Below are 24,334 nucleotides of genomic sequence, written 5' to 3' on the forward strand. Positions count from 1 at the left end.
TATTTTTATTGTATAAAATTTAAAATCAAACTATTATGAAAAAATTACTGTTGTTATGTTTTGTAATTATTTTGTCAGTAAACTTACAAGCACAAGAAACTGCAGCTGAAAAGAAAGCAGCAAAAGCTAAAACTGAAAAATTGGCTAAAGCCAAAAAAGAAAAAGCCGAAGCAGCGAAAGATAAGGCGGCTATAGCCAAAGAAAAAGCGGAAACTGCAAAAGATAAAGCAGCTACTTCTAAAAAAACAGCTAAAAAGAAATTAGAAACTGCAAAAGAAAAAGCAACTTTAGCTAAAGAAAAAGTGGAAACTGCAAAAGATGAAGCAGCTAAAAAAATAGCGAAAGATAAGGCGGCTATAGCCAAAGAAAAAGCGGAAACTGCAAAAGATAAAGCAGCTACTTCTAAAAAAACAGCTAAAAATAAATCAGAAACTGCAAAAGAAAAAGCAACTTTAGCTAAAGAAAAAGTAGAAACTGCAAAAGAAAAAGTAGCTAAAAAAACAGTTAAAGAGAAAGCCGAAACTATAAAAGATAAAGCAGCTACAACTAAAGAGAAAGCAACTGCGTCTAAGAAAACAGCAAAAGATAAAACAGAAACTGCAAAAGATAAAGCAGCGGCGGCTAAAACAACAGTAAAAGAAAAAGCTGTCAGTACAAAATCAGTAAAAAAAATTAGGGAAACCAATGAAAAAGCACCTAAAGTAGCCGACAAAATAACAGGTGAATACAATGGCAAAAAAGTATATACTGGTCCTCGAGGAGGAAAATATTACATTAACTCAAACGGAAATAAAACCTATATACAAGAATAATTTTTTACAGAAAGTATCTTGAAAGAGGCTGTCTGCAAAAAGGCAGCCTTTCTTTATTTTAGTCCATAAAAAAAGAGAAAAAACAATCTGAAATAGTATTTAATAACTTAATAGTTTAGTAATATTTTGCAAATACAAAAAAGGGCTTAACTTATGTATCTTTCACCTATAAAAAACATTTGATACACTTAGAAATGGATATAAAAACCGCCCCTAAAACTATTTTGATTGCACCTTTAAACTGGGGTTTAGGCCATGCCACCCGTTGCATTCCAATCATTAGAGCTTTACAAGATAACAACTACATCCCAATAATTGCTTCTGATGGCATTGCTCTTGAGTTACTGCGAAAAGAATTTCCCAACATCCAAACACTGGAACTGCCATCCTATCAAATTGAATATGCTAAAAATGGTGCCAATTTTAAATGGAAATTAATAAAAAATGGTCCAAAAATGGTTAGAGCCATTTTGGAAGAAAAAAAAATAATTCAAAATTGGATTGAAAAATATGCAATAGACGGAATTATTTCGGATAATAGATTGGGGGTTTTCAGCAAGAATGTGCCCTCCGTATTTATCACCCATCAATTGAATGTGATGACAGGAAATACCACTTGGATAACCAGTAAAATACATCAATATATTATAAAAAAATACACCGAATGTTGGGTTCCTGATCTTGCGGGAACTCCAAATTTGACAGGCAAACTAGGCCATATTGACAATCCAAATCTCAAGGCAAAATACATTGGCCCTTTAAGCAGGCTCCAAAAGAAATTGCTACCAAAAAAATATGATTTACTGGTGATTCTCTCTGGTCCCGAACCTCAACGTGGCATGTTAGAAAAACATTTAAAAAAAGAAATCCTTAAATACAACGGCAATGTAATTTTCATTGAAGGAAATATAGAAAAGGAACAAAAAACAACTGTAGTTGGTACTATTACTTATTACAACTTCATGAATTCAACCGAACTGGAACAGGCTTTTAATGAAAGTGAAATGGTCCTTTGCCGCTCCGGATATACTACAATCATGGATTTGGTACAACTGCGAAAAAAATCTTTTTTTATTCCAACACCAGGACAATATGAACAAGAATATTTAGCCAAAAAACTGAAGAAAGAAGGCCTGGTTCCTTATGCTACGCAAGATGATTTTAGAATGGAAAATATCCAAGAGATTGAAGAATATAAAGGATTGCCTCGATTAGACACTACATTAGACTGGAAAACAGTATTCCAAGTTTTTGAAAAAAATTAATCGTTATTACAACTGTAATTTGTAAAACACTTCAAATACACAAGCCCTAATTTAGGTTCCTTCCATAATCAAAAAGCACACTAATTACCATACTTTCAAAGTATATAATTAGTGTGTTTTTATAAAAAATCTGAAAAATTAATCCAGATTATCGGAGTCAAATTTTTTGTCACCAAATTTTTCGTGTTTGATAATTTTGGCATTAATCATAAAATAAACACACTCTGCAATATTTGTACAATGCTCCGAAATACGTTCCAAATGTTTTAAAACAATCACAAGATTTGTTCCTGAAACTACCGTTTTAGAATTGATCTTCATTTCATTTATAATATTGTGAATGGCTTCATCACTTTCATTTTTTATGGTATTATTCAATATGAAAATCTCACCAATCGTACTTTCATTACGAGTTAAAAAACATTCATTTGTTTTTATTGTAATAGTCTCCACTTGTCTGGCAATATCAGCAATACTAAACTTAACAATTAAGTCATGTTTATCTTTAATATTTTTAGATTTCTTTATGATGCTTATGGCCAAATCACCTATTCTTTCTATCTCATTGCTAATCTGCATGGCTGACATAATAAAACGTAAATCAGAAGCGACTGGCTGATGCAAGGCAAAAATACTTTGACAAACCTCATCAATCTTAACATCCAGTCTATCAATCTTGTTTTCTGTTTTTTTCACTTCTTTACCTTCTGTGACAGGTTCTGAAAGTAATGCTTTGACAGCCTCAGTCACCTGACTTTCCGCTAAATTTCCTATTTTTATTATTATGCCCTTAAGCTTTCCCAGTTCTGTTTCTATGTGTGACCCCATTTTTTAGAGATTTAAAAGATTTAAAATTAAACGATTCTGAATACAAATCAAAATCAATCTTATCCAAATCTTCCTGTTATATAATCTTCCGTTTGTTTTTGTGACGGTTTTGTAAATATAGTTTTTGTTTTATCATATTCAATCAATTCGCCCATGTAGAAAAAAGCAGTAGTATCACTCACACGTCCTGCTTGCTGCATATTGTGTGTTACGATAACGATTGTATATTTATTTTTTAATTCGTAAATAAGTTCTTCAATTTTGGAGGTAGAAATTGGATCCAAAGCCGAAGTAGGCTCGTCCATTAACAGTATTGAAGGCTGAATTGCTAATGCGCGTGCAATGCACAAACGTTGTTGTTGTCCTCCTGAAAGTTCAAAAGCCGACTTCTTCAATTTGTCTTTCACTTCTCCCCAAAGCGCCACTTGTTCAATAGAGGTAATCACGCGCTCTTCAATTATTTTTTTATCGGTAATTCCGTTTACTTTTAAACCATACGCCACATTTTCAAAAATGGATTTGGGAAACGGATTTGGTTTTTGAAATACCATCCCGACATTTTTACGCAAATCATCTACATTGGTGTTTTTTGCATAAATATCTTGCCCATCGATCAAAATCGTACCCGTTAGATTCGTATTATCAATCAAATCATTCATCCGATTCAGTAAACGCAGATACGTCGATTTCCCACAACCGGAAGGTCCAATTAATGCGGTAACGGTATTTTCTTTCATTGACAGCGAAACGTCATGCAAAGCTTGGGTTTCTCCGTAATAAAAATTGATGTTTTTTGATTCTATTTTGTGCATATTAATTCATTTTTACTTTTTTTCCAAAATATTTACGAAGCGCATTCGCCAATAAATTAGAAATTAATACGATTATAATTAAAATAAGTGCCGTCCCATAAGCCATTGCCCGAGATGCTTCTATATTTGTTCCACTGGTTGAAATCACGTATAAATGATACGGCAACGCCATGGCCTGGTCGAAAATTGAAGTGGGTAATTTTGGCAAAAAATAAGCCGCAACGGTAAATAAAATTGGTGCCGTTTCCCCGGAAACCCTACCTATGGAAAGAATTAGCCCCGTAATGATATTTGGAAACGCAATAGGAAAAACCACTTCACTGGTCGTTTGCCATTTACTGGCTCCCAAACCCAAACTGGCTTGTCTAAAAGTATCATCCACCGACTTTAATGATTCTTCGGTAGTCCTGATTACCACCGGTAAAACCAACAATCCTAAGGTTAAAGACCCCGCCAAAAGGGAATCTCCAAATTCCAGTTTATTAACAAACAACGCCATCCCGAAAAGTCCAAAAACTATCGATGGAACTCCGGCCAGGTTATTGGTCATTTGCTTGATAATTTTTTTTATCCAACCATCTTTTACATATTCATTCATATAAATAGCGGCCAAAACACCCACAGGAAAGGCAAAAATCATACTTCCAAAAACCAAACAAAGTGTTCCTACTATCGCAGGAAAAATCCCTCCCTGAGTCATCCCTTCTTTAGGCATTTCCGTAATAAACTCCCAACTGATAACGCCAATTCCTTTTATTACTATGAAAGCCAATATTACAAATAAAAGACCCACAACGGCATAGCTGGTGAATTGAAATAGTCCAAAAGCAATTTTTTGGTTTCTTCTTTTTTGTTTTGCTAAACGAATTTCTTTATTCATCTTTTAATGTTTTTTATGGGATCCTCTATTGGTAACCAACTCTACCAACATATTTATGCAGAAAGTAATCAGGAATAGAATACATCCTAAGGCAAACAACGATTGATAATGCAATCCGCCATTTGCAGCTTCACCCAATTCGGCCGCAATGGTAGCCGGAATGGTTCTTAACGGAGCTAAAAGTGTATGCGGAATTATGGCCGCATTACCCGTTACCATTAAAACTGCCATGGTTTCACCAATAGCACGTCCAATTCCTAAAATGGCTCCAGCAGTAATCCCAGAAGCCGAATAAGGAATTACTACTTTATATATTGTTTGCCAATGACTCGCTCCCAATGCCAAGCTGGCTTCTTTCATAGCACGCGGAGTCGTACGCATTGCATCTTCCGAAATGGTGATAATCGTTGGCAATGCCATAATAGCCAAAACAATACTTCCCGCCAATCCTGTTTCTCCGACGGGTAATCCGAAAACACTTTGAATTAAGGGCACAATGACCACTAATCCGAAAAAGCCATACACCACCGATGGAATTCCTGCCAATAATTCGATGAGCGGTTTTAAAACATTTCGCGTTCTTTTTCTGGCTATTTCACTCAAATAGATAGCCGCTGCCAAGCCAATTGGCAATGCCAATAGTATTGCTCCAAAACTGACCCATAGCGTACCATAAATCAATGCCTTAACTCCCATTTGCGCAATGGGTTGTGCGGTTGGAAACCATTCTTCTCCGGAAAGAAATTCAAAAATTTTAATTTTGTTGATTTCTAATTCTTTTCCATGAAAATTTTTCGCTTTGTATTTATCCGAAAAAAACGCAATTACGCCAGGCGTTTTTGAAACATACTCATCTATTTTTGTAGGAAAATGTTCGAAGTTTTCGCCCAATTCGGCTTCAGAATAAAATTCCGTAATATCTTCGGTTCTAAACAAAACGATAGGTTCGTTTTTTCCGCCTAACTGTTTCCAATTGGTGATTTTTTGATCAAAAATATCTTTTACCTGCGAAGGCTCTAATTTTTGTATTGGATTAGTCGAATGTACTGCCAACAAAAAACCTTCCTCAATAGGTTTTTTGGTAAAAACTCCCGCGCCTTCAATAAATAGAAAAAAAACAATCAAAACAACAGTAATACTAGTAGCAGCACTACTTAGCATTAATATGGTCTCTATTATTTTCTCTTTTATTTTTTTAAAATCTGTTTTCAAATCTATAGTTTATTTTAACGGCAAAAGTACATGAGCCTTATATTTCGAATGTGTTTTATATATTAACCTTGTGTTAATTTAAAGTTAAGTATAAAAGTACGCAAATCGTTTCCGCTTTCCATAAAAAAAATCCTCGAAAATGAAGTAACAAAAAAGGCTGCCCAAAACGGACAGCCTTTTATAACTTAAAAACAAACCTTATTAATTTAACGGCACATAACCTACTTCAGAAACAATTTTTTGTCCCTCTGGTGACAAAGCAAAATCCACGACCGCTTTTACTTTTGCAGCATTTACTTTATCAAAAATATAGAATAATGGTCTTGAAATTGGGTAGCTTTTGTCTTTTGCAGAAGCTACACTTGGAGCAACAAAGGTCTTCCCTTGGTCATAAGAAACAGAAAGTTGTTTTACTTCTTTAGTCTCATACGCTAATCCAACATACCCGATAGCTCCTTTTGTTTGACTTACTGCCTGAACAATCGCTCCTGTTGCAGGCATACTCAAGATATCAGAAGCGTAATTTTTTTTATCCATTACTTCTTCTTTAAAGAACTCATACGTTCCTGAAGAAGATTCTCTTGAATACGCTACAATTTTTGCGTCTTCACCACCTACTTCTTTCCAGTTTTTGATTTCTCCTGTATAGATTTTTTCCAATTGCTCACGTGTTAACTGACCTACTTTATTAGCCGGATTAACAATAACCGCTAAAGCATCAAAGGCAACAGTCACTTTTTCGATTTCTTTTTTGGCTTCAGAAAATTTTAATTTTTCTTCTGTTTTTAAATCTCTGGAAGCCATTGCGATATCCGTGGTTCCGTCTAAAAGAGCGGTAACACCAACTCCGGTTCCTCCTCCTACTATAGTAACACTAACTTCGGGATTTGTTTTCATCATTTCCTCAGCCTCTTTCTGTGCCAATGGCAAAACGGTATCACTTCCTTTGATTGTAACTGATGTCGTAGCCGTTGCTTTACCTTCAGTTCCTTTATCTTCATTTTTTGCTTTACCGCAACTTAACATTCCAATTAAAGGTAACATTAAGAATAATTTCGTTTTGATAGTCATCTTATGGTTATTTATAAATTTGTACAAAAGTACGTGCACTACATTAACAATATGTTAAGCCAGTATTATACTATCTTTATTATTTAGCTTATTTTAATAATTATTTAATCCATCCAAAATAAATGATAACAATATATTAAAAGTTGAACTGAGCCTGTAATCGCAATAAATTACCTCGTTGTCTGTTATTTGGAAGCGCACTGTCTTCAAACGTTCTATCAGCAATCACCCATTCTGCTACTAGTTCAAATGCTTTAATAGGCTGCCATTCAATTCCAAGTTCATAATCTCTTACAACATAACTTCTGGCGTCTTTCTCAAATTTCTTTCCGCCATCATAATATTGGAATTTGGCAAAAGGATAAATATATTGGTTTTTAGGTAAATCCCATTTGTAATTTAAGGTTACATAACCGCCTTCTAAATCAGAAGCTTCTACCCTATTAGTCACTTTATCATAACGTGGTCCTTTCCCAATATTATATTCTGCCTGTAACCCAAACGGTTTAGGGTAAAGAATAAAAGAAGCCGCAACCCTTTGATCTATTGTATTTTGCCTGTTTGGTGTAGTCACTCCTGTAGAAAGTTCATTATTAGAAAAAGCCCATTTCCCAGTGTAAGCTTGTATGCCCGGCTCTATAATTTGACTCCCAATTTCAAAAGGATAACTTACTCTTGTCACTACGTGCAAGTTTCTATTTCCTTCTGACCTGTTGGCTGTTTGTCCGTTATAGGCACCAAACGCGAATACTCCATAATCTCCGGAACCTTTATATCCATCTTTTACCAGCATCGCAAAACGATCTCTGATTTTACTTGGAGCCCAGTAAAAAAACACCCCTAGATCTCTTTCGTTTGCCACTGCACTATTCAAAGCATCATTACGATCTAAAGTCAATCGGTTTTGGCTTGACTGCAAATTTTCAAATCCAAAAGGCACTTTACTTTGTCCTATTCTGACTCTGTACTCTCTCTTGGCGTCAAATGATAAATCAAAATACGCATCTCTGAGTTGGACAAAATTATTATTATTCACACTAGATGAAGGCGAACTTGCAAAGTCCGGTTGAATATAAAAATATACATTAGGATGAATTTGCCCTGAAAATACGACACGAGCTCTTCTTATAAAAAGACCGTTATTCGATTTTGCATCAATGGCTGTTGATGTTGTTCCCCAAGATCTATCACATTGATCACAGGAAACTTTGTCATTAGAAGAAAACAATCCATTGTATCTTACCTGCACATAACCCCTTATGCTGATTTTATCATACCATTGTTCTTTTTTCTCCTTACTTATTTCTTGGGCATCCTTTACTTTTTTGATGGAGTCCAAAACATGAACTATGGATTTAGTAAGCTCCTCTTTACTTAAAGGAACTGTTTGTGGAGGAATTTCCGTTTTTTTAGAACTTTCCACAACAGGAGTAACTTGTGCAGCTGCTAGATTTACTACAAATATATTTGCAATAATTAATACTATTTTTTTCACGATTAAATGTTGTTTGTTTAGTACCCCAAAGGTGATTGCGTAATGTTAATTAAACATTACGCAATTGTTAATTTAATTAAAAACTAATGTTACTAAATTGTTACGAATAAATATTAATCTATTGCTTATTAACTAGTTACAAATATACCTCTTTTACACCAAACAAAAACCTTCATGTTATATTAAAAATTACCTAACTTTAAAATGACATTTGACTCTACTATTATTTACCGCGTTTATTTGATTTTTCAAGTGTAAAAGAAAATTCGGATCCAATTCCAAATTTACTATTTACATAAATTTTCTCATTGTGCGCTTCGATAATATGCTTTACAATGGATAATCCCAAACCGGAACCACCTTCGGTTCTTGCACCACTTTTGTCTACTCTATAAAAACGTTCGAAAATTCTCGAAATATTTTTTTTATCAATTCCTTCGCCATTATCGGTTATTCGAACGATGACTTTTTCATCAGTCAAATCCTCAATACTTACTTCGGTAGAACCCTTTAGCTTTCCGTATTTGATTGAATTTACAACAAGATTCATGACTACTTGTTGGATTTTTTCCTGATCACCAAGCACCATAACGGGCTTGTTGTATCGCATATCAAACATCAATAGAATATCTTTCTTGGAAGCTTTCATTTCGAGCAAATCAAAGACATTTTGAACTAATTTAACAATGTCAAATTCGGCAATTTCCAAGTTCAAATCTCCAATTTCAAGTTTAGAAATCATGTCTAAATCTTGTACGATATAAATCAGCCTTTCGACCCCTTTTTCGGCACGCTCTAAATATTTTTTTCGAATTGTTTTATCGCTCATGGCTCCGTCGAGCAGGGTTGACAAATACCCCTGAACCATAAAAAGGGGTGTTTTGAGCTCGTGGGAAACATTCCCAAGAAACTCTCTTCTATATTCTTCACGAACTTTTAAAGTTTCTATTTCTAACTTTTTATCGGTAGCAAACTTCTTCACTTCGCGTGTTAGCGTTGCCATATCTGTTGTAATGGGCTGATTCCTGAAAGTGCTTGATTCTAACAAAGAGACATCATCGTATATTTTTTTTACCTTTTTATAGATAAAGCGCTCCACCCGATATTGTATGACAATAAATGAAAAAGTAGCAATCGCAATTGCAAAAATCAAACAAAAACGATACGAAAAGGTGAAAAATAAATAGGTCAGAAAACCAACTAATCCGGTAGAAAAAAGAGTAATGTAAAGCGCTGACTTTACGGCAAAACGATATGTTTTTTTAAAATTTATTGTCATTTATACTTCAAACTTATAGCCAACTCCTTTTATTGTTTTAAACAATTCTTCTCCAATTTTTTCTCGTAATTTTCTGATATGAACATCAATCGTTCTTCCACCAACAACTACTTCATTACCCCAAACTTTGTCCAGGATCTCATCTCGTTTGAATACTTTCCCCGGTTTTGAAGCAAGCAGATAGAACAATTCAAATTCTTTTCGAGGCAATGCGATTTCAATATTATCTTTAACGATTTTGTATTCTTCGCGATTTATTTCGATTCCGCCTACATTAAGTGTTTCGCTGTTCTGCTCCTGTTCTTTTAATCGGCGTAATAATGCTTTTACTTTACTGACTAATAATTTAGGTTTAATTGGCTTTGTGATGTAATCATCCGCACCAGCGTCAAAGCCTGCAACTTGAGAGTAATCTTCGCTTCTGGCCGTCAAAAAAGTAATGATTACATTACTGAGCTCAGGAATCTTCCGGATATTCTCACAAGCCTCCATTCCGTCCATTTCCGGCATCATTACATCCATTATAATAAGGTCTGGCATTTCTTTTTTAGCTTTTGCTATTGCCTCTCTCCCATTTGCTGCAGTAAAGATTTGATATCCCTCTTGAGCCAAGTTATACCCTACAATTTCTAGAATATCTGGTTCGTCGTCTACTAGTAGAATCTTCGTGTTTTTTTTCTTCATAAAGCGCCAAAAATTATTTTTGAATTGTAAATGTAATCATAAATGGGGTATTCAAATGGTGTTAACCATAATTTAATATTGGGGTGATCTTGACACCCAAAACAAAACATAACCATAACAAGTCAGTAACTTACATTTTACATTTCAGGCGTTACTTTGCAAAAAAATTAAAACCAAATGAAATTCAAGTTACTATTTTTCACGTTATTAATAACAGCTATTTCTTTTTCACAGAATAAAGGAACAATTTCTGGGATCTTAACAGACAAAGATGCTAATAATCAGTCATTACCTTTTGCTAACGTTCTTATTAAAGGAACAAATATAGGAACAAATACTGATATTGATGGTAAATACACCATCACAATACTACCTGGAAGCTATACATTACAACTTAGTTTTGTTGGTTATGAATCTGTAGAGATTCCTGTAACAGTAATTGCCAATGAAACCGTAACCGCAAATAAAGCGTTAGGTTCCGGGAGCTACAAACTAGAAGATGTTATCGTAAAAGGTAAAGCTAGTAGAGAAAAAGCAACAGTTTTACTGTTAGAGCAAAAAAATGCTGTTGTAATAAAACAATCGATAGGAGCCCAAGAACTTTCTGCAAAAGGAGTAAGCGATGTAGAAGAAGGTCTAACAAAAGTAACCGGAATCACTAAAGTAGACGGTAGAGGACTGTTTGTTAGAGGTTTAGAAGATCGATATAACAACCTACTTATCAACGACTTAGCTGTACCGTCTAACAATCCTTTTAAAAAAATAATCCCATTAGACTTATTTCCAACAGACATCGTTGGAGTTATTGAAACATATAAAACGTTCAATACCAATTTATATGGAGATTTTGCTGGAGGAACTTTTAACATAGCTACTTCTAAAGGATCAAAGAATTTAACCAAAATTAATTTTGGTGCCGGATATACCACTAACAACAATTTACGCAAATTCTTAACCTCTAAGGACGGGACTTCAACGGGAGATTTCTTTGGATTCTCAGGAAACGAGAGAGATTTTCCAAGTGTATTGGGAAGCGTTCCTAGCAACCGTGTTTTAACAGTAGATGAATCGTTGAAACAATTTGGTTCAGGATATGATGTAGAACAAAGTAAATCACCGTTAAACACAAGTTTTGGAATTTTAAATTCAGAAAAATTCACCTTTGGAAAAAACAATAATTCTTTACAATATTTGATGTCATTTAATTTTGATAATAAATTTCAATACAGAGAAGGAGTAGATCGTTTTTTCAATATTGGTCAAGGAATATATGACAACAATTTGTATAATAAACAATATAAATATATTACAAACTCATCCGCTTTAATTGCATTAAATTATAAAACAGAAAGATTAGACTTAACTTCCAATACATTTTATTTAAAGTCAACTGAAAACATGATCCAAGACCAATTGGGTTATACTAATGCGGCTCCAGTAAATAATAACGCATTTATACGTTTAAATCAACTTACACAGACAGACTTTTTAAACTCACAATTACTAGGAAACTATAAACTTTCTACTGACGATAGAAAAAACATTAAGGCGGGCATTTCGTTCACAAAGACGAGTTTTCAATTACCAGATAGAAAATCATACAAAGGGGTTTTGTTAGATGAAAATACGACCGCAATTAGTTACACTGGAAATAGTTTATACAGACAAACTTTTGATGTAGATGGGAAATTCCACGTTTCAGGTATGCTAGAGTACAACTGGAAGTTTGGTAAATCAGAATCAAAAGACAATCACAAACTTACTGTAGGATATAACTCTTATGTAAATAGCATGGAATCAACTTTCAGATTTTTAGTTTCTGAAAGATTAAATTCTAATGCTGCAACATTTAATACAAATACTCCTGATGGCACCTTAGCAACGGCTTTGTCAAATGGTGATTTTACATACCGCGAAGGAACAAACTCCACTTACAAAGCTAAGTTATTCGAATTTGTAAATGCAGGTTATTCAGACTTGGCATTGAAATTAAGCGAAGCATATGAATTAAATGTAGGAGTTAGAGTAGAACAAAGCAGCAGAGAAACAAAATTTAGAAATCCAGGATCTTTTGACGACCCATTTCAAAAAAAGACAGTTACTGGTCTTGATATACTACCATCTTTAAACATGAAGTACAAATTTAACGATACTTCAAATTTAAGATTTGCTGCTGCAAAAACCATTACTAGACCAGTAATCATGGAAGCGTATCCATTAGAGTTTGTAAACTTAGATGGAACTATTGAAAATGGAAATACCAATATTATAAATAGTGATAATTATAATTTCGATTTGAAATATGAATTGTTTCCTACTGCTAAGGAACTGATTGCTTTTACTACATTTTCAAAATTAATTCAAAACCCAATTGAGAGATTGTTTACACAATCAGCTGGTAGCGGTGGGCAAATTATAACATACGACAACTCTGATAAAGCTGTGCTTTTTGGAGCTGAATTAGAATTTTTGGTTCAACTTGATCGAGTTTCTGAAAAATTCAAAAATTTATCGATGGGCTTTAATACTTCTTTGATGTACTCAAAGGTTACTATAAGCAAAAGAAATTCAGCTGAAACTAATCCAGACAGACAATTGCAAGGTGCCTCACCATGGTTAATTAACGCTGATTTAAAATACGACTTTGAATTTTCAAAGAATTGGAGTAACACAGTGTCTTTAGTTTATAATGTTTACGGAAAAAGAATATTTGCAGTAGGAACTAACGGATTAGATCACTATTATGAACAACCTTTTAGTAAACTAGATTTAGTGTGGAGCAATAAAATAGGAAAGAACTGGGATGCTAAATTTTCTATTGATAACATTCTAAATCCTAAGTACAGTATCAAATTAGGAGAGGACAGTAAAATTCCAATTATTGAACAAGACTTAACTGTAAAAGATTTTAAAAGAGGAACAGGGTTTTCTATGAATGTATCTTATACATTTTAACCTGTAATTCTTAACATTACATTAATGTTTAAATAGCTATTTGATTACTATTTGGTAACAATTTACATAGGTTGCTCTGAGACATATAAAGTATTTTTACAAAACGAAATTAAAATTAGAAAATTAGAAAATTAAAAAAAATTATTATGAAAAAGTTCGCATTAAGCCTAGCTTTTATTGCTTTAATCTTTACTTCTTGTTCAAGTGATGATGATACTGGAGAAACTGTAAAGACTCCAGTAACAGGAGAAATAACAGGTGATTTAACAGTGTCTAAAACGTATGCGTTTGGTAATTATACCCTTAAAGGTTTCGCAAAGGTTGCTTCAGGAGTGACAATTACATTTGAAGCTGGTTCTACGATAACAGCTGATCCAAGTAATGGAGAAGATGCATTCGTAATTTTAAATGGTGGAAAATTAATTGCAATAGGAACGGCTGCAGAGCCAATTGTATTTACAGCAACAACAAAAGCCCCTGGATCATGGGGTGGAATTATTATGTACGGAGATGCTCCAATAGTAAACTCTGCTACAGCTGCTGCGCCTCAAACTGCTACCTCTGAAGATGGTTTAGTTTTACCTTATGGTGGTTCTAATGCAACTCACAACGGTGGGACATTAAAATTCGTAAGAGTAGAATACGCAGGTCAAGTAATCACTCAAAACAATAAAGAACAAAATGGATTCTCTTTTTATTCAGTAGGATCAGGAACTATACTAGAAAATCTAGTTTCGTATAAAGGTAATGATGATGGATTTGAGTTTTACGGTGGAACTGTAAGTTTAAAGAATGCAATATCTTACGGGAATTCTGATGATTCTTTTGACTGGCAAGATGGATGGAGAGGTCAAGAAAGCACTAACTGGTATGCTTACCAAGAAGGCGCGGCAAACTACGGTATGGAAATTGAAGCAAAAGGCGTGAACAACGCATTTTTTCCAAAAGTAACTAATATCACTCTAAAAAGAGCTGCAGGTACTGTAACAGAAGCACAAACTGAAATCCAGTTAGATGCGATACAGTTCAAAGCTGAAGGAAATGGTGACTACAGTAATATCCTTATTGACGGTTACAAAAATCAAACTACCCCTACAGCTAAAAATGGTGGTGTATTGCAAATTAGAGATATAACTACATACAACAATCAAGTAGTTGGTGGTAAAATAAAATTGACAAACGTAACTATCAATAACTCTGATAACACATTTATATCTGGAGCTTCAACATTTACAGTTACTACAGCTAGCTTTTCTCCTGCAGCAAACTGGGGTGTAACAACTACAGCTACAGGTGCAAGCTTAACTGCTGGAAACTGGTCATCTGTAAATGGAGCAACATTAATCAAATAATTTTCTCCCAAAATAAATACTAAATGCCTTTCATTATGAAAGGCATTTTTTTTGGTACGCTTTTTGAATTATTTTTTGTATATTTACTATTCAAACTAATCCAATGGCAAAAAACTACTTTTATATCACCATCTTATTGGTTTTTTTATTCTCTATGAGCGCTAGTGCTCAGGAAACTAAGCAACAACCAAAAACACAAGAAACCGCCGTAATTGAAGGTTTAAGCTTGTACCCGAACCCTGTGAGTAATGGCAAAGTCTACATTACTTCAAAAAATGACTTGGATAAAGAAATCATTATCTTTGATGTTTTAGGAAAAAAAGTGCTCCAAACAATGCTTAGTTCTAGGGAACTTAATGTCTCTAATCTAACTTCAGGTGTCTACATTATAAAGATTAATGAAAAAGAGGCATCTGCCACCAGAAAATTAATTATACGATAATACGTCAACATTTAAATACAAAAGCTCCAATTCCTATTGGGGCTTTTTTTATGCAGAATTCTAATGCAATGGATTCCAAAAAACAGACTATTGCTATTTTGTTAATGGGCTTCCCTTAAAAATTTTGATTACTTTTACAAAAAAATTCTTGATTACATCCTCCGATATATTTGCCATTTCCAGTCAAAAACAGTTTGAGAAAATCGCCTTGAAAGTGTTTCGTTTCCAATACGAAAACAACTTGGTCTATCAAGAATTTTGCAATTTTTTGAAAACAGATCCTCATAAAGTAAAATCATTACAGCAGATTCCATTTTTACCGATTCAGTTCTTTAAGAGTCATGAAGTGGTTTCTAATACCAATCCAATTCAGGAAACCTTTACCAGCAGCGGAACAACCGGAATGATTACCAGCAAACATTTGGTTACTGATGTTACCTTGTATGAAGAAAGTTACCGCAAAGGATTTTCTCAATTTTATGGAAACATTGAAGATTATGTTGTTTTAGCCTTGCTCCCATCCTATCTGGAAAGAGAGGGTTCTTCCTTAATTTACATGGTCAAGGATTTAATTGAATTATCCAATCATCCCGAAAGCGGTTTTTACCTGCACAATCATGACGAACTGATTGCTAAACTCATAGCTTTAGACCAAGCCGGTCAAAATGTCATTCTGATTGGTGTTACTTTTGCTTTATTGGATTTAATCGAGAAACATGAGTTTCAACTGCAACATACCATTATCATGGAAACGGGTGGTATGAAAGGCAAACGTAAAGAAATGATTCGGGAAGAATTACACGAACAATTGTGTAAAGGATTTGGAGTTACAGCCATTCATTCAGAATATGGAATGACCGAATTGCTTTCGCAAGCCTATTCTTTAGGAAACGGTGTATTTGAATGCCCTTCTTGGATACAAATCCTCGTTCGTGACACTGAAGATGCTTTGACTTATATTCAAGACGGAAAAACGGGCGGAATCAACGTCATTGATTTGGCTAACATTAATTCTTGTTCGTTTATTGCTACGCAGGATTTGGGCAAAAAAAATCCCAACAACTCTTTCGAGGTATTGGGACGTTTTGATAATTCTGATATTCGAGGTTGTAACTTGATGGTGATTTGAAAAAGATTATCGGTTAATTGTTTAATCGGTTAACCAAATAAACAGTTAAACAATTCTCACCACAAAATAATTTTTCTTTCCACTTTGCAACAATACAAACTGATTGTTGATTAAATCTTTGGTTAAAAGCACAAAATCTTCGGCAACTTTCTCTTTATTTACTGAAATAGAATTAGCCGTCAAAGCGCGTCTTGCTTCACCATTGGATTTCATAAAACCTGTTTTTTCATTCAAAACAGCAACAATATCAAGTCCGGCTTCGATTTCGTTTCTGCTGATTTCCGCTTGAGGAACACCATCAAAAACATCTAAGAAAGTGGCTTCGTCTAATTGTTTCAAATCATCTGAAGTAGAATTCCCGAACAAAATATTCGACGCTTTTATCGCATTTTCTAAATCGGCTGCAGAATGTACAAAAACAGTTAATTCTTCGGCTAATTTGCGTTGTAACATTCTTAAATGTGGTGCTGTTTTATGCTCTTCAATAAGTTTATCTATTGTTTCTTTGTCTAAAAAAGTAAAAATCTTAATGTATTTTTCCGCATCAACATCGGTAGTATTCAACCAAAACTGGTAAAATTTATATACAGAAGTTTTATCTGCTGTCAACCAAATATTTCCACCTTCGGATTTTCCGAATTTTGAACCGTCTGCTTTTGTAATTAACGGACAAGTCATCGCGTATGCTTTGGCTCCTTCTGAATTCATTCGTCTCACTAATTCCGTTCCGGTTGTAATATTTCCCCATTGGTCAGAACCTCCCATTTGCAATAAACAATTGTATTCTTTATGCAAATGGTAAAAATCATAACCTTGAATTAATTGGTACGTAAACTCGGTAAAAGACATTCCTTCGCCTTCACCAGCCAATCTTTTCTTTACAGAATCTTTGGCCATCATATAATTCACCGTGATTCGTTTACCCACATCACGAGCGAAATTAATGAATGACAAATTCTTCATCCAATCGTAATTATTTACCAGAACTGGCGCATTTATTTCCTTAGAATTAAAATCCAAAAATCGAGATAAAATACTTTTTATTCCCTCTACATTATGATTCAAAGTCGCTTCATCCAAGAGATTTCTCTCATCCGATTTTCCAGATGGATCTCCAATCATTCCTGTTGCTCCACCAACCAATGCAATAGGTTTATGTCCAAAATTTTTCAAATGAACTAAAAGTATTATAGGCACTAAACTCCCAATATGCAAGGAATCTGATGTTGGATCAAATCCTATATAAGTAGTTGTCATTTCTTTTAAAAGTTGCTCTTCAGTTCCAGGCATGATGTCGTGAACTAAGCCACGCCATTGTAATTCGGAAATAATATTTTTCATTTTATAAAAATCAATTTTCACAAAGATAGCTTTAATTGCATAATTTGAAAATCTATCTGTCTAAAAATCCAACAATCTAATTATCTTTACCAAATGATTTTAGTCACAGGAGGAACTGGTTTAGTAGGCGCACATTTATTGCTTCATTTAATTGATAATGAAGAAAAAGTACGTGCTATTTATCGAAGTGTCGCTTCGATTGAAAAGACCAAATCCCTATTCGCTATCTATAAAAAAGAATCCTTGCTCGAGCAAATAGAATGGATTCAAGCAGATATTACTGAAGTTCCCTCTTTGGAAATTGCCTTCCAAAATATTGACACCGTTTACCATTGTGCCGCTTTGATTTCTTTTGATCCAAAAGATGAAGATGCATTGCGAAAAACCAATATTGAAGGCACCGCGAATATTGTGAATTTTTGCATTGCTTATGAAATAAAAAAACTGTGTTTTGTAAGTTCCATTGCCACTTTGGGTGATTTACTGCCTCATGAAAAATTCATCACGGAAGAAACCGAATGGAATCCGGAGAAGCCACATAATGATTATGCCATTTCTAAATATGGAGCCGAAATGGAAATCTGGCGCGGACAACAAGAAGGATTAGATGTAATAATTGTAAATCCAGGCGTTATTCTTGGTCCCGGTTTTAGAGAACAAGGAAGTGGACAACTTTTTACGAAAGTAAAAAACGGATTGAAATTTTACACGCTGGGTTCAACGGGATTTGTTGCCGTTACTGATGTTGTTCGAATTGCACATCAATTAATGCAAAGCGAAATTAAGAATGAACGCTTTACCTTGATTGCAGAAAATAGTGTTTTCCGTGATATTCTGAATACTATGGCCGATTCATTGGGTGTGCAACGACCTGAAATTCATGCAAAACCTTTTTTTATGGAAATGCTTTGGAGATTGGATTGGTTTGTTTCGAATGTTTTTCAACAGAAGAGAAAATTGACTCGAACAACTGCAAAAGCTTCGTATTCGACAACTATATATTCAAACCAAAAGATTAAAGACACCTTGAAAACTGATTTTATAAATATTAACCAGTACATCAAAGAAATCTCTAATCTCTAAGTTCTTTACTTATTCTAATTTTATAGTATCCCTGCCAATTTTAGCTTGCTTGGCTCTTTTTTTAATAATGGGATTCTTTTTCTTTTTTTTCAATTTGACCAAAGAATCTATACTGTTTTTATTAACTTCCAATCGCTTGCTGATTTGTTCAAACATGCTCTTATATTCATTATAATCAGATGCATAATATACATTGCTTTTAGCAAATTGAACACTGTCAATTTTATATTTTTTAAAAATATAATCTCTCGAATTTATTTTAAAGGTATCCAAGGAAGCCGGATTTTGATTTCTTATAGCTTCCAAAATAGATAAATCATACATAATATCAACCATAACATCCTTCTCTATAAGTCGTTCCGGCTTATTCACCACTTCGTCTTTACAGCTTACAAATAGTGTTACAATCGTTAAAAGTGCTATGATTTTTCTCATTTATGAAATTTTATCTTTCGAATAATAAACGTTTTCCTGCACGAATATCTTTTACTTTAAAAGCGGTATAAACCAATTGCCCGTTTACAAAAGTATGGGTAATTCTGGATTTAAAAGTAAAACCTTCAAATGGAGACCAACCACATTTAGCCAAAATATTTTCTTTTTTTACGCTCCAAGGCAAACCTGAATTTACAATTACCAAATCCGCATAATAGCCTTCTTTGATAAAACCACGTTTTTCTATTTTGAAAATTTTAGCTGGGTTGTGACACATCTTCTCCACGATTTTTTCAATGCTTATTTTTCCTTGGTGGTGCGCTTCAAACATAGCCACAACAGCATGTTGCACTAATGGTCCGCCAGAAGGAGCATTCAAATAAGATTGTTTTTTTTCTTCTAATGTATGTGGCGCGTGATCCGTTGCAATCACATCAATTCTGTCATCCAGCAATGCTTCCCAAAGCACTTTTCTGTCATTAGCCGTTTTTACAGCTGGATTCCATTTTATAAGATTGCCTTTAGTAGCATAATCATCATTGGTAAACCATAAATGATGCACACAAACTTCGGCAGTAATTTTCTTGTCTTCCAAAGGAATTTTGTTTGTAAACAAATCCATTTCTTTGGCAGTCGAAAGATGAAAAATATGCAAGCGAGCGCCTGTTTTCTTAGCCAGTGCAACCGCTTTGGAAGACGAAATATAACACGCTTCCTCGCTTCGGATAAGGTGATGAACCGTAACGGGAACATCTTCTCCATACTCTGCTTTGTATTTCTCTAAATTATTTTTGATAGTCGCTTCATCTTCACAATGCACCGCAATAAGCATGGGTGTACTGGAAAATATTTTCTCTAAAGTGGCTTCATTATCCACCAACATATTCCCTGTTGAGGAGCCTAAAAATATTTTTATTCCGGCAACATTTTTTGGATTTGTTTTTAAAACTTCTTCCAAATTATCGTTGGTTGCGCCCATCATAAAAGAATAATTCGCATACGATTTTTGGGCGGCCAACTCGTATTTTTGCTCTAATATTTCTTGGGTAACCGCATTCGGAATCGTGTTGGGCTGTTCGATATAGGAAGTAATTCCACCGGCAACCGCCGCTTTAGATTCTGATTCTATGTCTCCTTTGTGTGTCAGCCCTGGTTCTCTAAAATGCACTTGATCATCAATTGCACCCGGAATCAAATAATTCCCTTCGGCATCAATGATTTTACATTGAGAGGATTTGGCACTAATACTTTCTGAAATCTCAACAATTAAGTCATTTTCAATTAATACATCGCCCTCAAAAATCACTCCTTCATTTACTATTTTGGCATTCTTAATTAAAACCCTGTTCATCCTGTCTTTTTCTTATAATGTGTTGACTAATCTTTTTAATCTCAGTGCAATAACTCCAAAAACGGCTTCAACAATTATTGAGTTACTCATTTTGGATTGCCCTTTTGTTCTATCGGTAAAAATGATGGGAACCTCAGCAATTTGAAATTTTTTACAATAGGTTCTGTATTTCATTTCAATTTGAAAAGCGTATCCAACAAATTTTATTTTATCTAAATTGATATCCTCTAATACGTTTCTTTTGTAACAAACGAAACCTGCTGTGGCATCATGAATCTTCATCCCGGTAATCATTCGTACATAAACCGATGCAAAATAGGACATCAATACACGGCTCAACGGCCAGTTTACAACATTTACTCCGGTAACGTATCGGGATCCAATCGCTAAATCGGCATCGCCAAAATGACATGCATTGTATAATTTCTCTAAATCATTTGGATTATGGGAAAAATCAGCATCCATTTCAAAAATGAAATCATATTTATGCTCTAATGCCCATCTGAATCCATGAACATAAGCCGTTCCCAGACCCGATTTCTTTTCTCTTTTTTCCAAAAATAATCTGCCCTCAAATTCTGACTGAAGTAAAACGACCTTATCAGCTGTGTGATCCGGCGAATTATCATCAATAATAAGAACATGAAAAGATTTATGTTGCGAAAACACCGATCGAATAATGCTTTCTATATTTTCAATTTCGTTATAGGTAGGAATTATAACAATACAATCATTCATATTTTGACTAATTTCACCGCAAAAGTAAACTTTTTATGCCATTTCATCCTTAATAAAATTATAATAAAAAGAATGATATAAAAATTAGTAATTTTGCAGCGTTATGATCGAAAATATACTTCATCCAAGAATAACTGAGAGCAAAGACTGGGCAACCGTGCTTTTTGTTCTGTCATTTGCTATTATTGCTGTTACAAAATCTGTTTTCGAAAACAGATTCGGTGATTTTGCCAATTTAATTTTTTCCAACAAATACAACAAAGTATACAGAGACAGCAGCCACCTCAAAAGCGGTTTCACCATCTCCTTGTTTTTTGTCCAAGTCATTTCGCTTGCTTTCTTCATTCAAATTGCGCTAAGCTATTTTGGTCACGCCTCAAAGACAGATTGGATCCTTTATATTCAAATATTTACTTTCCTAGCGTTCTTTATTTTATCTAAATATTTGATAGAGAAAATAATAGCTACTTCATTCAATATTGAAGAATTTATGGACCAGTTTAACCTCCAAAAGGTGACTTACAGAACCTATATCGGACTATTCATACTGCCGTTCAATATTATTTTGTTTTATTACGACTCTTTTTCAAGAAATATTCTATTGCTAATTATAGTCATAGTATTGATAGTCAACATCTTAACTTATTTGATTTCAATAAAAAATTATCAAAATATAATATTCGGTAAGTTGTTTTATTTTATTTTATATCTTTGCGCTCTTGAAATAGCACCCTATTATTTTATGTATTATTGGTTTACAAAAGGGAGTGCTTAGAAACCGTTAAATATGAAAGTGAAAACAATTTTGGTGTCACAGCCCGAGCCTAAAGTGGAGAATTCCCCTTACTTTGAACTTCAACAAAAGCATAAAGTAAAAATTGATTTCAGACCTTTTATTCATGTAGAAGGAGTTAATGCAAAAGAGATTAGACTTCAAAAAATTGATCTTAATCATTACACCGCTATTATTTTAACGAGTAAAAATGCTGTAGATCACTTTTTCAGAGTGGCTGACGAAATGCGTTATAAAGTTCCGGAAGGATTAAAATATTTCTGCCAATCCGAAGCTATTGCTTTTTACCTGCAAAAATACGTAGTGTATAGAAAGCGTAAAATCTACGTTGGACCAAAAGATTTTGCTGATTTATCTCCGCTGATAAAAAAATACAAAGACGAAAAATTCTTATTACCTGCTTCAGACCAATTGAATGCCGATGCGCCAATAACGCTGAACGCATTAAAAGTAGACTGGACACCAGCGGTTTTTTACCGTACCGTAATGAGTGATTTATCCGATTTAGCCGATGTATATTATGATGTTTTGGCTTTCTTTAGCCCAACTGGAATAAAATCATTGTTTATGAACTTCCCAGATTTCGAGCAAAACAATACTCGAATTGCAGTTTTTGGAAGCACTACTCAAAAAGAAGCGTTGGATCACGGTTTAAGAGTGGATATTCTTGCTCCAACACCAGCAACGCCTTCAATGACAATGGCTTTGGAAAAATACATTATTGAAGCTAATAAAGGGAAATAAAAAATTACTTTTCAGATACAATTACAAAAGCCATTCGCAATCCGAATGGCTTTTTTTATGACGTAAATCACAAAAATGGCATCCTATTCTTTTTACTAATCGTTTTTATCTTAAATTTGATTTCCAATTCAAACTAAATTTTATCTTTTAGTTTAAAATAACAACTCATGAAAATCAATTCCCTAATAGTAGAAATTGACGGTATCGACAAGGAAATTTTACGCGACCTTATGGAAGATGCCCGAAAACCAATTCTTCAAATCGCCAATAAAATAGGAATTTCAGGAGCGGCAATTCATCAACGTTTGCGGAAACTGGAACAATCGGGCGTTATTTCGGGATCAAAATTCACGGTAAACAATAAAATCCTGGGGTATAATACGATGGCTTTTGTTGGAATTTATCTGGACAAAGCCGCCAGAAATCCAGAAGCAGTGCGTGATTTAAAGAAAATTCCTGAAGTATTGGAATGCCATTACACCACAGGAAACTGGTCGATACTGATAAAAATTATTTGTCGCGATAACGAACATTTAATGCAATTGCTCAACACCAAAATCCAAGCGATAGAAGGTGTTTCCAGAACAGAAACCTTCATTTCCTTAGACCAACAAATCGACAGACAGATTCAGCTTTAGCTTTAGTCAGATTTTTAGATAATTGGATTGTTAGATTTCTAAAACAAGGAAACCGTCTCGTTAAGATAACAAGACGGTTTTTTCTATAATTCTCTAAAGATCTAATTTTCTAACAATCTAAAAATCTAGTTCCTTCTTCCTCCCATATAAATCGAAACGTAATACAACAGTGTTGCAATGGATCCCAAAGCAGCCACGACATACGTTCTGGCAGCCCATTTAAGCGAATCTTTTGCTCCCGCTTGTTCTTGTTGTGTCAGCATTCTTTTGTTTTCTAACCAAGCTAATGCACGATGACTCGCGTCATATTCTACTGGCAAAGTAACAATGGAGAACAATGTGGTTGCCGCAAAAATAATAATTCCTACCAATAATAATTGTGGAAAAGTCTTCATCATCAAGATTCCCGCAAGCAAAATCCACTGCATATACGTTGATGCCACATTCACCACTGGTACTAATTTAGAACGCATCGTCAACCATTGGTATCCCACAGCATGTTGCACGGCGTGACCACATTCGTGCGCCGCAACAGCAGCCGCAGCCGCATTTCGTTGGTTGTAAACCGCCTCACTTAGATTCACGGTTTTATCTACTGGATTGTAATGATCCGTCAAACGTCCCGGTGTAGAGATCACTCTTACATCGCGAATTCCGTTATCGGCAAGCATTTTTTCGGCGATTTCAGCGCCAGACATTCCGTTTTGTAATTGTAATTTAGAATAATGTTCAAATTTGCTTTTTAGTCTTGAACTAACTAACCAGCTGAAAAGCATAATTGCTCCGGCAAGAATCAAATAACCCATTCCCATATTTTTGTTTTTTAATTGTATTGTTTAAAGTTATAAAAGAATCATCAAAATCTGAACCAATTTTTTACAATGTCAATTTGGCATTCATAAAATGGAACGCGGATAACGCAGATGAAACGAATTTGCGCGGATTTCATGAATGGGAATAAAAAAATCCAAATTCTAATAAATAGAATTTGGATT

General features: G+C 34.3%; 23 protein-coding genes. 10 read left to right on the forward strand and 13 right to left on the reverse strand.

Annotation, left to right across the window (positions count from 1 at the left end; translation table 11 throughout):
- Nucleotides 1–35: 35 nt before the first annotated feature.
- Nucleotides 36–812: a hypothetical protein gene (locus ACNQGX_RS03770; protein ID WP_417974151.1), complete on the forward strand. Its 777-nt coding sequence runs from the start codon at nucleotides 36–38 to the stop codon at nucleotides 810–812.
- Between the two features lie 194 nt (nucleotides 813–1,006).
- Complete coding sequence (locus ACNQGX_RS03775) at nucleotides 1,007–2,077, forward strand: glycosyltransferase (RefSeq protein WP_417974153.1); 1,071 nt, start codon at nucleotides 1,007–1,009, stop codon at nucleotides 2,075–2,077.
- A gap of 138 nt (nucleotides 2,078–2,215) precedes the next feature.
- On the opposite strand, the gene phoU is transcribed toward ACNQGX_RS03775, so the two are convergent.
- The 8 genes from phoU to ACNQGX_RS03815 all read right to left on the reverse strand — a co-directional run bounded on the left by phoU (nucleotide 2,216) and on the right by ACNQGX_RS03815 (nucleotide 10,338).
- On the reverse strand, nucleotides 2,216–2,905 hold the full coding sequence (phoU, locus tag ACNQGX_RS03780; RefSeq protein ID WP_417974155.1) for a phosphate signaling complex protein PhoU: 690 nt from the start codon (nucleotides 2,903–2,905) through the stop codon (nucleotides 2,216–2,218).
- 59 nt (nucleotides 2,906–2,964) lie between these two features.
- Nucleotides 2,965–3,717 carry a phosphate ABC transporter ATP-binding protein PstB gene (gene pstB / locus ACNQGX_RS03785; protein WP_131990367.1) on the reverse strand — a complete coding sequence of 251 codons (753 nt, stop codon included), beginning with the start codon at nucleotides 3,715–3,717 and terminating at the stop codon, nucleotides 2,965–2,967.
- A gap of 1 nt (nucleotide 3,718) precedes the next feature.
- Nucleotides 3,719–4,597, reverse strand: a complete 879-nt coding sequence (pstA, locus tag ACNQGX_RS03790) for a phosphate ABC transporter permease PstA (protein ID WP_417974157.1) — start codon at nucleotides 4,595–4,597, stop codon at nucleotides 3,719–3,721.
- A 3-nt stretch (nucleotides 4,598–4,600) separates the two neighbouring features.
- Complete coding sequence (gene pstC, locus ACNQGX_RS03795; RefSeq protein WP_417974159.1) at nucleotides 4,601–5,809, reverse strand: phosphate ABC transporter permease subunit PstC; 1,209 nt, start codon at nucleotides 5,807–5,809, stop codon at nucleotides 4,601–4,603.
- 201 nt (nucleotides 5,810–6,010) lie between these two features.
- Nucleotides 6,011–6,880 (reverse strand): phosphate ABC transporter substrate-binding protein, encoded by an 870-nt coding sequence (locus tag ACNQGX_RS03800; protein ID WP_417974161.1) that lies wholly within the window; start codon nucleotides 6,878–6,880, stop codon nucleotides 6,011–6,013.
- Between the two features lie 136 nt (nucleotides 6,881–7,016).
- Complete coding sequence (locus ACNQGX_RS03805) at nucleotides 7,017–8,279, reverse strand: porin (RefSeq protein WP_417974295.1); 1,263 nt, start codon at nucleotides 8,277–8,279, stop codon at nucleotides 7,017–7,019.
- A gap of 319 nt (nucleotides 8,280–8,598) precedes the next feature.
- Nucleotides 8,599–9,654, reverse strand: coding sequence for a sensor histidine kinase (locus ACNQGX_RS03810; protein WP_417974163.1), 1,056 nt, complete (start codon nucleotides 9,652–9,654; stop codon nucleotides 8,599–8,601).
- Nucleotides 9,655–10,338 (reverse strand): response regulator transcription factor, encoded by a 684-nt coding sequence (locus ACNQGX_RS03815; RefSeq protein WP_417974165.1) that lies wholly within the window; start codon nucleotides 10,336–10,338, stop codon nucleotides 9,655–9,657.
- Between the two features lie 177 nt (nucleotides 10,339–10,515).
- Between ACNQGX_RS03815 and ACNQGX_RS03820 the strand changes: the two genes are divergently transcribed.
- The 4 genes from ACNQGX_RS03820 to ACNQGX_RS03835 all read left to right on the forward strand — a co-directional run bounded on the left by ACNQGX_RS03820 (nucleotide 10,516) and on the right by ACNQGX_RS03835 (nucleotide 16,216).
- The gene (locus ACNQGX_RS03820; RefSeq protein ID WP_417974167.1) at nucleotides 10,516–13,293 is read left to right on the forward strand and encodes a TonB-dependent receptor; all 2,778 of its coding nucleotides are present in this window, start codon (nucleotides 10,516–10,518) and stop codon (nucleotides 13,291–13,293) included.
- A 146-nt stretch (nucleotides 13,294–13,439) separates the two neighbouring features.
- The gene (locus tag ACNQGX_RS03825) at nucleotides 13,440–14,645 is read left to right on the forward strand and encodes a hypothetical protein (RefSeq protein ID WP_417974169.1); all 1,206 of its coding nucleotides are present in this window, start codon (nucleotides 13,440–13,442) and stop codon (nucleotides 14,643–14,645) included.
- Between the two features lie 103 nt (nucleotides 14,646–14,748).
- On the forward strand, nucleotides 14,749–15,087 hold the full coding sequence (locus ACNQGX_RS03830; protein WP_417974171.1) for a T9SS type A sorting domain-containing protein: 339 nt from the start codon (nucleotides 14,749–14,751) through the stop codon (nucleotides 15,085–15,087).
- A gap of 148 nt (nucleotides 15,088–15,235) precedes the next feature.
- Entirely contained in the window at nucleotides 15,236–16,216 is a 981-nt protein-coding gene (locus tag ACNQGX_RS03835; protein ID WP_417974173.1) for a LuxE/PaaK family acyltransferase, read from the forward strand.
- A 45-nt stretch (nucleotides 16,217–16,261) separates the two neighbouring features.
- Here the strand turns inward: ACNQGX_RS03835 and tyrS are convergent, their stop codons facing one another.
- Nucleotides 16,262–17,557, reverse strand: coding sequence for a tyrosine--tRNA ligase (tyrS, locus tag ACNQGX_RS03840; protein ID WP_417974175.1), 1,296 nt, complete (start codon nucleotides 17,555–17,557; stop codon nucleotides 16,262–16,264).
- A 93-nt stretch (nucleotides 17,558–17,650) separates the two neighbouring features.
- On the opposite strand from tyrS, the gene ACNQGX_RS03845 reads away from it, so the two are divergent.
- Nucleotides 17,651–18,640, forward strand: coding sequence for an NAD-dependent epimerase/dehydratase family protein (locus ACNQGX_RS03845; RefSeq protein ID WP_417974177.1), 990 nt, complete (start codon nucleotides 17,651–17,653; stop codon nucleotides 18,638–18,640).
- Nucleotides 18,641–18,649: 9 nt separating this feature from the next.
- Here the strand turns inward: ACNQGX_RS03845 and ACNQGX_RS03850 are convergent, their stop codons facing one another.
- From ACNQGX_RS03850 to ACNQGX_RS03860, 3 genes are read right to left on the reverse strand one after another with little or no spacing between them, the layout of a single operon-like run.
- A complete protein-coding gene (locus ACNQGX_RS03850; protein ID WP_417974179.1) occupies nucleotides 18,650–19,075 on the reverse strand; it encodes a DUF4296 domain-containing protein in 426 nt (141 codons plus the stop codon).
- 10 nt (nucleotides 19,076–19,085) lie between these two features.
- The gene (locus ACNQGX_RS03855; protein ID WP_417974181.1) at nucleotides 19,086–20,426 is read right to left on the reverse strand and encodes a dihydroorotase; all 1,341 of its coding nucleotides are present in this window, start codon (nucleotides 20,424–20,426) and stop codon (nucleotides 19,086–19,088) included.
- A gap of 12 nt (nucleotides 20,427–20,438) precedes the next feature.
- Nucleotides 20,439–21,164 carry a polyprenol monophosphomannose synthase gene (locus ACNQGX_RS03860; protein WP_417974183.1) on the reverse strand — a complete coding sequence of 242 codons (726 nt, stop codon included), beginning with the start codon at nucleotides 21,162–21,164 and terminating at the stop codon, nucleotides 20,439–20,441.
- A 103-nt stretch (nucleotides 21,165–21,267) separates the two neighbouring features.
- Between ACNQGX_RS03860 and ACNQGX_RS03865 the strand changes: the two genes are divergently transcribed.
- The 3 genes from ACNQGX_RS03865 to ACNQGX_RS03875 all read left to right on the forward strand — a co-directional run bounded on the left by ACNQGX_RS03865 (nucleotide 21,268) and on the right by ACNQGX_RS03875 (nucleotide 23,339).
- A complete protein-coding gene (locus ACNQGX_RS03865) occupies nucleotides 21,268–21,939 on the forward strand; it encodes a DUF4271 domain-containing protein (RefSeq protein WP_417974185.1) in 672 nt (223 codons plus the stop codon).
- Between the two features lie 12 nt (nucleotides 21,940–21,951).
- A complete protein-coding gene (locus ACNQGX_RS03870) occupies nucleotides 21,952–22,701 on the forward strand; it encodes a uroporphyrinogen-III synthase (protein WP_099714209.1) in 750 nt (249 codons plus the stop codon).
- 167 nt (nucleotides 22,702–22,868) lie between these two features.
- The gene (locus tag ACNQGX_RS03875) at nucleotides 22,869–23,339 is read left to right on the forward strand and encodes an Lrp/AsnC ligand binding domain-containing protein (RefSeq protein ID WP_073352582.1); all 471 of its coding nucleotides are present in this window, start codon (nucleotides 22,869–22,871) and stop codon (nucleotides 23,337–23,339) included.
- Between the two features lie 125 nt (nucleotides 23,340–23,464).
- On the opposite strand, the gene ACNQGX_RS03880 is transcribed toward ACNQGX_RS03875, so the two are convergent.
- A complete protein-coding gene (locus ACNQGX_RS03880; protein WP_417974187.1) occupies nucleotides 23,465–24,151 on the reverse strand; it encodes a zinc metallopeptidase in 687 nt (228 codons plus the stop codon).
- Between the last annotated feature and the right edge of the window lie 183 nt (nucleotides 24,152–24,334).

The organism is Flavobacterium glycogeni (assembly GCF_048286775.1).
In the GTDB taxonomy this organism is placed as follows: domain Bacteria; phylum Bacteroidota; class Bacteroidia; order Flavobacteriales; family Flavobacteriaceae; genus Flavobacterium.

What these genes read in the sequence shown, in the direction of transcription:
- ACNQGX_RS03865 (WP_417974185.1), top strand. Translation starts at nt 21,268, where the DNA reads ATGATCGAAAATATACTTCATCCAAGAATAACTGAGAGCAAAGACTGG.
- ACNQGX_RS03825 (WP_417974169.1), top strand. Translation starts at nt 13,440, where the DNA reads ATGAAAAAGTTCGCATTAAGCCTAGCTTTTATTGCTTTAATCTTTACT.
- ACNQGX_RS03860 (WP_417974183.1), bottom strand. Translation starts at nt 21,164, where the DNA reads ATGAATGATTGTATTGTTATAATTCCTACCTATAACGAAATTGAAAAT.
- ACNQGX_RS03870 (WP_099714209.1), top strand. Translation starts at nt 21,952, where the DNA reads ATGAAAGTGAAAACAATTTTGGTGTCACAGCCCGAGCCTAAAGTGGAG.
- ACNQGX_RS03850 (WP_417974179.1), bottom strand. Translation starts at nt 19,075, where the DNA reads ATGAGAAAAATCATAGCACTTTTAACGATTGTAACACTATTTGTAAGC.
- ACNQGX_RS03810 (WP_417974163.1), bottom strand. Translation starts at nt 9,654, where the DNA reads ATGACAATAAATTTTAAAAAAACATATCGTTTTGCCGTAAAGTCAGCG.
- ACNQGX_RS03800 (WP_417974161.1), bottom strand. Translation starts at nt 6,880, where the DNA reads ATGACTATCAAAACGAAATTATTCTTAATGTTACCTTTAATTGGAATG.
- ACNQGX_RS03770 (WP_417974151.1), top strand. Translation starts at nt 36, where the DNA reads ATGAAAAAATTACTGTTGTTATGTTTTGTAATTATTTTGTCAGTAAAC.
- ACNQGX_RS03880 (WP_417974187.1), bottom strand. Translation starts at nt 24,151, where the DNA reads ATGGGAATGGGTTATTTGATTCTTGCCGGAGCAATTATGCTTTTCAGC.
- ACNQGX_RS03875 (WP_073352582.1), top strand. Translation starts at nt 22,869, where the DNA reads ATGAAAATCAATTCCCTAATAGTAGAAATTGACGGTATCGACAAGGAA.
- pstB (WP_131990367.1), bottom strand. Translation starts at nt 3,717, where the DNA reads ATGCACAAAATAGAATCAAAAAACATCAATTTTTATTACGGAGAAACC.
- ACNQGX_RS03775 (WP_417974153.1), top strand. Translation starts at nt 1,007, where the DNA reads ATGGATATAAAAACCGCCCCTAAAACTATTTTGATTGCACCTTTAAAC.
- ACNQGX_RS03820 (WP_417974167.1), top strand. Translation starts at nt 10,516, where the DNA reads ATGAAATTCAAGTTACTATTTTTCACGTTATTAATAACAGCTATTTCT.
- phoU (WP_417974155.1), bottom strand. Translation starts at nt 2,905, where the DNA reads ATGGGGTCACACATAGAAACAGAACTGGGAAAGCTTAAGGGCATAATA.
- pstA (WP_417974157.1), bottom strand. Translation starts at nt 4,597, where the DNA reads ATGAATAAAGAAATTCGTTTAGCAAAACAAAAAAGAAGAAACCAAAAA.
- ACNQGX_RS03845 (WP_417974177.1), top strand. Translation starts at nt 17,651, where the DNA reads ATGATTTTAGTCACAGGAGGAACTGGTTTAGTAGGCGCACATTTATTG.
- ACNQGX_RS03830 (WP_417974171.1), top strand. Translation starts at nt 14,749, where the DNA reads ATGGCAAAAAACTACTTTTATATCACCATCTTATTGGTTTTTTTATTC.
- ACNQGX_RS03815 (WP_417974165.1), bottom strand. Translation starts at nt 10,338, where the DNA reads ATGAAGAAAAAAAACACGAAGATTCTACTAGTAGACGACGAACCAGAT.
- ACNQGX_RS03855 (WP_417974181.1), bottom strand. Translation starts at nt 20,426, where the DNA reads ATGAACAGGGTTTTAATTAAGAATGCCAAAATAGTAAATGAAGGAGTG.
- tyrS (WP_417974175.1), bottom strand. Translation starts at nt 17,557, where the DNA reads ATGAAAAATATTATTTCCGAATTACAATGGCGTGGCTTAGTTCACGAC.